Here is a 6,945-nt window from a genome sequence, read left to right as displayed (position 1 = left end):
AGCATACATAGGGCAGGGGCGTCGATGCAAACAGCCGATCGGACAACGGCGAGGAAAGACGGGAAATCTCATGGCGAGCGGACAGAAAATTCCGGCAAGGATGACGGCCATCGCGATCTCGGAGCCGGGTGGCCCTCGGGTGCTGAAGCCGGAAACACGCGACGTGCCGCAGCCCGGCCCCGGCGAGATCCTGATCAAGGTGCATGCCGCCGGCGTCAACCGGCCCGACGTCCAGCAGCGCAAAGGCGCCTATCCGCCACCGCCCGGCGCATCCGACCTGCCGGGCCTCGAGGCATCGGGTGAAGTCGCCGCCCTTGGCGACGACATATCACGCTGGCGCATTGGCGACCGCGTCTGTGCGCTGACGCCCGGCGGCGGCTATGCCGAATATGTCAAGGTCCATGCAGGGAGCGTGCTGCCGTTGCCCGCCGGCTTCACCCACACCGAAGCCGCGGCGGTGCCGGAGAATTACTTCACCGTCTGGCACAATGTGTTCGAGCGTGGCGGCCTCAAGAAAGGCGAGACGCTGCTCGTCCATGGCGGCTCGTCCGGCATCGGCACGACAGCAATCCAGCTTGCCTCCGCCTTCGGCGCCTATGTCATCACCACTGCCGGCAGCAAGGAGAAATGCGACGCCTGCCTGAAGCTCGGCGCCGACCGGGCGATCAATTATCGCGAGGCGGATTTCGTCGCCGCGGTGAAGGAGGCAACGGGTGGCAAAGGCGCCAATGTCATCCTCGACATGGTCGGCGGCGACTATGTGGCGCGCAATTATGAGGCCGCGGCGGTCGAAGGCCGCATCGTCCAGATCGCCGTTCAGGCCGGCGCTGTCGCAAGCGCGGACTTTTCGAAGATCATGGTCAAGCGGCTTACCCACACAGGTTCGACGCTGAGGCCGCGAACCGTCGAGTTCAAGGCGGCGATCGCGGCGGCGCTGGAAGCGCAGGTGTGGCCGCTGCTCGGCACGCGCAAGGTTGCCCCTGTGATGGACATGATCTTCCCGCTCAGCGAAGCCTGGCGGGCGCATGAGCGCATGGAAGAGGGTGAGCATATCGGCAAGATCGTGCTCGACGTAGGCTGACAGCGCGCGAGGTCAGCGCCTCGCTGCCCACAAGATGAACAGAAGCTTAATGCTGCAATGCAGCATTTGCATCATTGCTATGCAAAATCAGCCATTCAAGTCCTCATCGATGACGCCTATTTGAGCACCATCGAAACGAACATCATTCTGGAGGGACTACCATGAACCCGATCCGCGCTTTCCGTAACTGGCGTATGTACACCGAGACCGTCCGCGAACTGAACCGTCTCAACGCACGTCAGCTCAGCGATCTCGGCATCAACCGCGCCGACATCGAAAAGATCGCCCGCAGGGCTATCTAAAGCCACGTCCTGGTCCGCTCCGGCGGGCCCAAGCCGTGGAAGCCAGAGCCGCACCAGACGAACTTTGTCGCGGTTCCGAGCCCGCTGGACCCAGTCCGGCGGGTTTTGTCGTTTTGGGCGGGAGATCAACGACCGTCCCAACCGATACCGGCCATCGAGCAGGGTTGACCTCGGTTTCCTGCATGGCATCTTGGCTCGGCGCTTTCACAAGGGCGAACCCTGATGGAAGCAGCGGCTCCGGCATGACAGGGGTGCCCCTATCTCAACCGATCTTTGCCAAGACCGGAACTCGCCAGCGAAGCCAGCTTGTCGTTCTGTTCAAGAGCGCGGAACGTTTTCGGTAAGTACCCACGGCTTCCGGTCTTTGCTCCAAAAACGTTGCGAAAGGACCCGAGAGCGGTTATACAGACCGCGAATTTCCCATTTTGGTGGCTCTAAACCACCGCCCGCGCGGGAACGCGGGCGAACGAGAAGGATTTGTAAAAATGGCCAATACGCTGCTGATGCCCAAGGCGACCGCCGTCTGGCTGGTCGACAATACCGCACTTTCCTTCGAGCAGATCGCGCAGTTCTGCGGACTGCATCCGCTCGAGGTCAAGGCAATCGCCGATGGCGAAGCGGCGCAAGGCATCAAGGGCATGGACCCGATCATGACCGGACAGCTGACCCGCGACGAGATCGCCCGTGCCGAGAAGGACCCGAACCAGCGCCTGAAGCTTTCGGACCCCAAGGTGCGGGTGCCCGAATCCAAGCGCAAGGGTCCGCGCTACACGCCGCTGTCGAAGCGCCAGGACCGGCCGAACGCGATTCTGTGGCTGGTGCGCAACCATCCCGAGCTCAAGGACGCGCAGATCTCGCGTCTCGTCGGCACCACCAAGTCGACGATCGAGCAGATCCGCGAGCGCAAGCACTGGAACTCAGCCAATCTGCAGCCGATGGACCCGGTGACGCTGGGTCTCGCCTCGCAGATCGACCTCGACATGGAAGTCAACCGCGCCTCGCGCGGCCGCGAACAGGCGCAGCCGGTCGGCGACACGCTGCTGCCGGCGGCCCTGACCGAGCGGTTGGTGCCGGCTCCCGAGAAGCCGAAGGACGAGGACGCCGAACTCGACGCCAACGCCGTGTTCGCCAAGCTCTCGGCCTTGAAGTCGAAGAACACGGACAATGACGACGACGAGTGAGGTTGTCTGATATCCAAGAAAAAGCCCGCTTCGAGCGGGCTTTTTTCTAACTGCGTCGGGTCTCAGCTTCGCGCGGCGCGGTCCGGCGCCATGCCATAGTCCTCGCTGCGCTCCACCGCGCGGTAGAAGTCGGCAAGCTGCTTGCCGCGCTCCGGCTTGAAGATGCGGCCGGCGATGACCACCGAGGCGATGCGATCGATGCGGAAGGCGCGGAAATCGTCGCGCATCTCGCACCAGGCGACCAGCGTCCACACCTTGCCCCAGAACCACAGGCCGAGCGGGCGGATATCGCGGGCGGTGCCGCGGCCGGCCTCGTCGGAATAGTCGATGGTCAGCACCTGGCGCTTTTCGACCGCGCGCTCGATCAGGTCGATCGCCTCGCGGGCGGCGTCGCTGACCACCCACATCGGTGTGTGGATCTCGGTGCGGGCGATGCGGTCTTTCTCCGCATCGGGCAATACGGCGCCGATCTTGACCAGCGCTTCGTCGGCGGCCCGCGCCATGGCGGCACCGCCAAAGGCACGCACCATGCGGGCGCCGGCGACCAGCGCGACGATCTCGTCACGCGTGAACATCAGCGGCGGAAGGTCGAAACCCTCCCTCATCATGTAGCCAACGCCGGCCTCGCCGTCGATCGGCACTCCGGTCGACTGCAAATCGGCAATGTCGCGATAGATGGTTCGCTCGGAAACTTCGAGCCATGTGCCGAGCTTCTGGGCGGTGACCAATCGGCCACCGCGCAGATGCTGCACGATCTGGAAGAGCCTGTCGGCGCGGCGCATCGTATGGTCCCTCGGCGTTGTCTCTATGCATGCCGCCCGAAACCGGTCCACCTCTGGGTGGCATGCATCGTGTTTTCGCGCATGCCGTTATCCCAAAACCGCAGAACACTTTTGGGCGGCATGCCTCATGGTTTCAGCCCTTCGCGCTTGCGCTGCGCGGCGACGAACTCCGCGCCGAAGGACAATTTCTTCGTCGTCGGTGTTTTCGCATCGAGCACGCGCCAGAACGGTGCCACGTCACTCGGCGTCATGCCGCGCTGGAGGTCCTCGTTGGCGGCTTCGGCAACAGTGCGCAGATGATAGCCTATGGTGACCGGGCATGTCACTTCGGCGCCATGCTCGACGGCAAGTGCTGTACGCAGCGCACGCACATCCATCTCGACGCCTTCGGGAATCGAGCGGATGAAATCATCGACCTGGCGCGCTGTCGGCACCAGCATAGGCTGGCCTTCGACGACATCGGCCATCGTGCGCGGCGTCGGCTTGACGCCGTTGATGCCTGGTGTGCTCAGTCTGTCGTTCCAACTCTTCATCGATCGTCCTTTCGACCGCCGATGCACGGGTGCCCTAAGCTGGCACCATTGCACGGCCCTCCTGACAGCATACTGTCAGGAGGCTTCAGCATACTCCTTGGCAAACAGCGTTCGCATCCGAGCGAGATCGCTGCCTCTTTCGGGGTAGAGCGTCTTCAGAAAGGCGAGCGCGAAGGTGCCCGGCGCCGAGCCTGGCGCGGAAACAATTTTGCCGTCGGCCATGGCATGCGGCACATCCTGATAGAGGCTGTCGCCGGCATAGCCGGCCTCATGACCATTGATCCAGTCGCGGCCATTGCTCGTATGCCTGGCCTTCTCGAACAGGCCGGCGCGGGCTAGCGCCAGCGTGCCGGCGCAGATGCCGCCGACCACGCCGCCGCGCGATGCAACAGCATTGAGCAGATCAGCAACATCGGGCGGTGCCTTGCCGGCCCACTCATCGGAGCCGATCACGGCGATGGCGTCGAGATCATCATTCTCATCCGCCCCGGCCGATCGATCGGGCGTCAGCCGAAAGCCGCTGATCCCGGTCACTGGGTTGCCATCAGGCGTCAGCGACACGGCACGGGCGCCGAACCATTCGACCGCCGAGGCCGCCAGCAGCCCATACTCCCAGTCGGCAAAACCTTCGATGAAAAGGAAACCGATCGTCTTCTGTTCGGGCATAGGCTCGCTCCCATCCTCACGCACCGGACCTGTTATCTGGGCGTTGACGCGCCCACATCCAATCGCCGGGTCGAAAAATTGGCTTCAATTGCCCCGAGGGCCACGGTCCGCATACATGTCCGGCCAGCCGATATCCTTGCGAATATCCGCCGGCAGCGAGTTCATGAACCGCTGGGTGCGGATCTCGTTGCGCATCGTGCGGATCTTGCCGACATAGTGCTGCATGCCGCGCAGAATGGTGTAACCGTTCATGGCCAGTCTCCTCTCTCTGTATGGAGGTACTATCGCATACCCCTCCTGACAGCAGTCTGTCAGGAGGATGTCAGGCGCGAGACGATAGTTGCGACCAGTGCGCGCGACGCAGGCAAGGCATCGCTTTTCGCCGCATAGAACGGTGCCGAAGGCAGGTTCGCGACTTCCGATTGTTCATAGCGACGACGTGCTCTGGGCGCCGCTGTTCAGTTTCCGGCGACGGACTGTCGGAATACGAGGCCTTCAGCGGGGTGACCGCAGTTCTGATATGGAGGGAGAAAATTGTTCCCCAACAGCAGGGAGACGACGATGAGCTTGCAACTGACAGGTATCCACCATCTGACCGCCATCACCGCCAATGCGCCTGGCAATCTTCATTTTTATACGAAGGTGCTGGGTCTGCGGCTGGTCAAGAAGACCGTAAACCAGGACGACACCTCGGCCTACCACCTCTTCTATGCCGACGGCGAAGCGACACCGGGCACCGACCTTACCTTCTTCGACTGGCCGGTCGGCCGCGAGCGGCGCGGCACGCACAGCATCGTGCGGACCAGCCTCAGGGTCGGCAGCCAGGAGAGCCTTGCCTGGTGGAAGCAACACTTGACCGACGAAGGCCTGGCAACAGGAGAGATCGGCGACATCGGCGGTTATGCGTCACTGGACTTCGAAGATCCCGAGGGCCAGCGTCTGCGCCTGGTCAGCGATGGCGGCAAGGGCGGCAGCCATCCCTGGGCGCAAAGCCCGGTACCGGCCGAGCACCAGATCCGCGGGCTCGGGCCGATCGTCATCAGCGTTCCCGACATCACCAACACCGAGGCGGTGGTGACCACGGTGATGAACATGCGCAAGGCGCGCGACTATGCCTCGCCGGAGGGCCAGGTTCACGTCTTCGAAATGGGCGAGGGCGGGCCGGCGGCGGAGCTGCATGTCCTGGTGCAGCCGGGACTGGCGCCGGCACGGCAAGGTGCCGGTGCGGTTCACCATGTTGCCTTCAGGGCGCCGGACCAGGAAACGCTGCATCAATGGACGGCGCGGCTGGCCGAGTTCCGGCTGCCGTCGAGCGGCGAGGTCGAGCGCTATTATTTCCGTTCGCTCTACTTCCGCGAGCCGAACGGCATCCTGTTCGAGATCGCAACCGACGGTCCGGGGTTCACCGCCGACGAGCCGCTGGAAACGCTGGGGGAAAGCCTCGCCCTGCCGCCATTCCTCGAACCGAAGCGCGCTTCGATCGAGGCTGGCCTCAAGCCGCTGAAGTAGATCGTTTGCCGGTCAAAGGGCGCCGCGTTCCGGTTCGGGATCCCGGCGTCCGTTCTTTCTCAGGCAATGAACGACGTGCTTTGACAGCCGGGCGCGTTGCTGGTCAAAGGCGGCATGACGAAATTCCTCGCCCTTGTCATCGCCGGTTTCATGGTCATTCAACTGATCAAGCCGCTTGGCTGGCCAGGCCTCAAGCGACGCGGTGATTTCTGGAAGCTGGCACTGCTCGCCATGGCCGCGATTTCACTGGCGGCCGTGCTCGGGCATTTGACGTAGGACGCACTTGTCGTCGCTGCTCAATGGCCAAGCACCGGGCCGACCAGATGCTCGGCCCAGGCCCGGTAGCCTGCTTCCGAGGCGTGAAAGCCGTCCGAGGCAAAGCCGGCTTCCGGATTGGTGATCGGCAGGCGCGGCGCCGGCACCGCGCCGCGCTCCAGGCAAAGGCGTTCGCCCATCCGGTTCATGTCGGTGGCGCGGATCTCAAGGATCTTTCCGAGCAGCGGCGGCATGGCTGGCGCCCGCGTGAACTCCAGCACCGGCGACCACACCACGCGCGCTTCCGGCCATTTGGCGCGCAGGCCGTAGAGCAGGCCACCGAACTCCTTCTTGAAGCGCGGCACGGAGTGGAAATTCTTGGTGTCGTTGGTGCCGATGGCCAGCACGATATGCGTCCACGGATCGGCCGACAGATTGGGCAGCACATGGTCGCGGATCTGGCCGGACGTTGCCGAATTGAAGCCGGCCGCCCGCCAGCGCACGGCGCGGCCGGTGCTTTGTGAAATCAGCACGGCGAGTTGCGCGGCAAGCCCGTCTTCCGAATTGCCGATGCCGACCGAAGCGGCGGAGGAATCGCCCAGCACCAGAAGCGAGATTGCCGGTGCTGCGCCTGAT

The 6,945-nt window shown here is 63.6% G+C and carries 10 protein-coding genes; 5 read left to right on the top strand and 5 right to left on the bottom strand.

Features of this window, described 5'->3' with window-relative positions:
- Positions 1–70 precede the first annotated feature (70 nt).
- From EN879_RS18750 to EN879_RS18740, 3 genes are all read left to right on the top strand, one after another.
- Entirely contained in the window at positions 71–1,081 is a 1,011-nt protein-coding gene (locus EN879_RS18750) for an NAD(P)H-quinone oxidoreductase (RefSeq protein WP_013529235.1), read from the top strand.
- Positions 1,082–1,242: 161 nt separating this feature from the next.
- Positions 1,243–1,383, top strand: a complete 141-nt coding sequence (locus EN879_RS18745; protein WP_013529236.1) for a DUF1127 domain-containing protein — start codon at positions 1,243–1,245, stop codon at positions 1,381–1,383.
- A gap of 485 nt (positions 1,384–1,868) precedes the next feature.
- Positions 1,869–2,564, top strand: coding sequence for a DUF1013 domain-containing protein (locus EN879_RS18740; RefSeq protein WP_013529237.1), 696 nt, complete (start codon positions 1,869–1,871; stop codon positions 2,562–2,564).
- Positions 2,565–2,626: 62 nt separating this feature from the next.
- Here the strand turns inward: EN879_RS18740 and EN879_RS18735 are convergent, their stop codons facing one another.
- From EN879_RS18735 to EN879_RS18720, 4 genes are all read right to left on the bottom strand, one after another.
- Positions 2,627–3,346 carry a YafY family protein gene (locus EN879_RS18735; RefSeq protein WP_013529238.1) on the bottom strand — a complete coding sequence of 240 codons (720 nt, stop codon included), beginning with the start codon at positions 3,344–3,346 and terminating at the stop codon, positions 2,627–2,629.
- Positions 3,347–3,471: 125 nt separating this feature from the next.
- Positions 3,472–3,879, bottom strand: coding sequence for a hypothetical protein (locus EN879_RS18730; protein WP_063169160.1), 408 nt, complete (start codon positions 3,877–3,879; stop codon positions 3,472–3,474).
- A 75-nt stretch (positions 3,880–3,954) separates the two neighbouring features.
- Positions 3,955–4,545 carry a DJ-1/PfpI family protein gene (locus EN879_RS18725; RefSeq protein ID WP_063169159.1) on the bottom strand — a complete coding sequence of 197 codons (591 nt, stop codon included), beginning with the start codon at positions 4,543–4,545 and terminating at the stop codon, positions 3,955–3,957.
- 84 nt (positions 4,546–4,629) lie between these two features.
- Positions 4,630–4,797 carry a hypothetical protein gene (locus tag EN879_RS18720; RefSeq protein WP_013529241.1) on the bottom strand — a complete coding sequence of 56 codons (168 nt, stop codon included), beginning with the start codon at positions 4,795–4,797 and terminating at the stop codon, positions 4,630–4,632.
- A 309-nt stretch (positions 4,798–5,106) separates the two neighbouring features.
- On the opposite strand from EN879_RS18720, the gene EN879_RS18715 reads away from it, so the two are divergent.
- Positions 5,107–6,054 carry a ring-cleaving dioxygenase gene (locus tag EN879_RS18715; RefSeq protein WP_024502993.1) on the top strand — a complete coding sequence of 316 codons (948 nt, stop codon included), beginning with the start codon at positions 5,107–5,109 and terminating at the stop codon, positions 6,052–6,054.
- A 114-nt stretch (positions 6,055–6,168) separates the two neighbouring features.
- Positions 6,169–6,330 (top strand): hypothetical protein, encoded by a 162-nt coding sequence (locus EN879_RS18710; protein ID WP_013529243.1) that lies wholly within the window; start codon positions 6,169–6,171, stop codon positions 6,328–6,330.
- A 20-nt stretch (positions 6,331–6,350) separates the two neighbouring features.
- Here EN879_RS18710 and EN879_RS18705 read toward each other — a convergent pair.
- Positions 6,351–6,945 (bottom strand): SGNH/GDSL hydrolase family protein (locus EN879_RS18705; RefSeq protein WP_164774460.1); only part of this gene is annotated, 595 nt, incomplete at its 5' end.

The organism is Mesorhizobium sp. M7A.F.Ca.AU.002.02.1.1, assembly GCF_003998535.1.
Taxonomy (GTDB): domain Bacteria; phylum Pseudomonadota; class Alphaproteobacteria; order Rhizobiales; family Rhizobiaceae; genus Mesorhizobium; species Mesorhizobium ciceri.
This window is presented reverse-complemented; position numbering and strand designations above follow the sequence as displayed.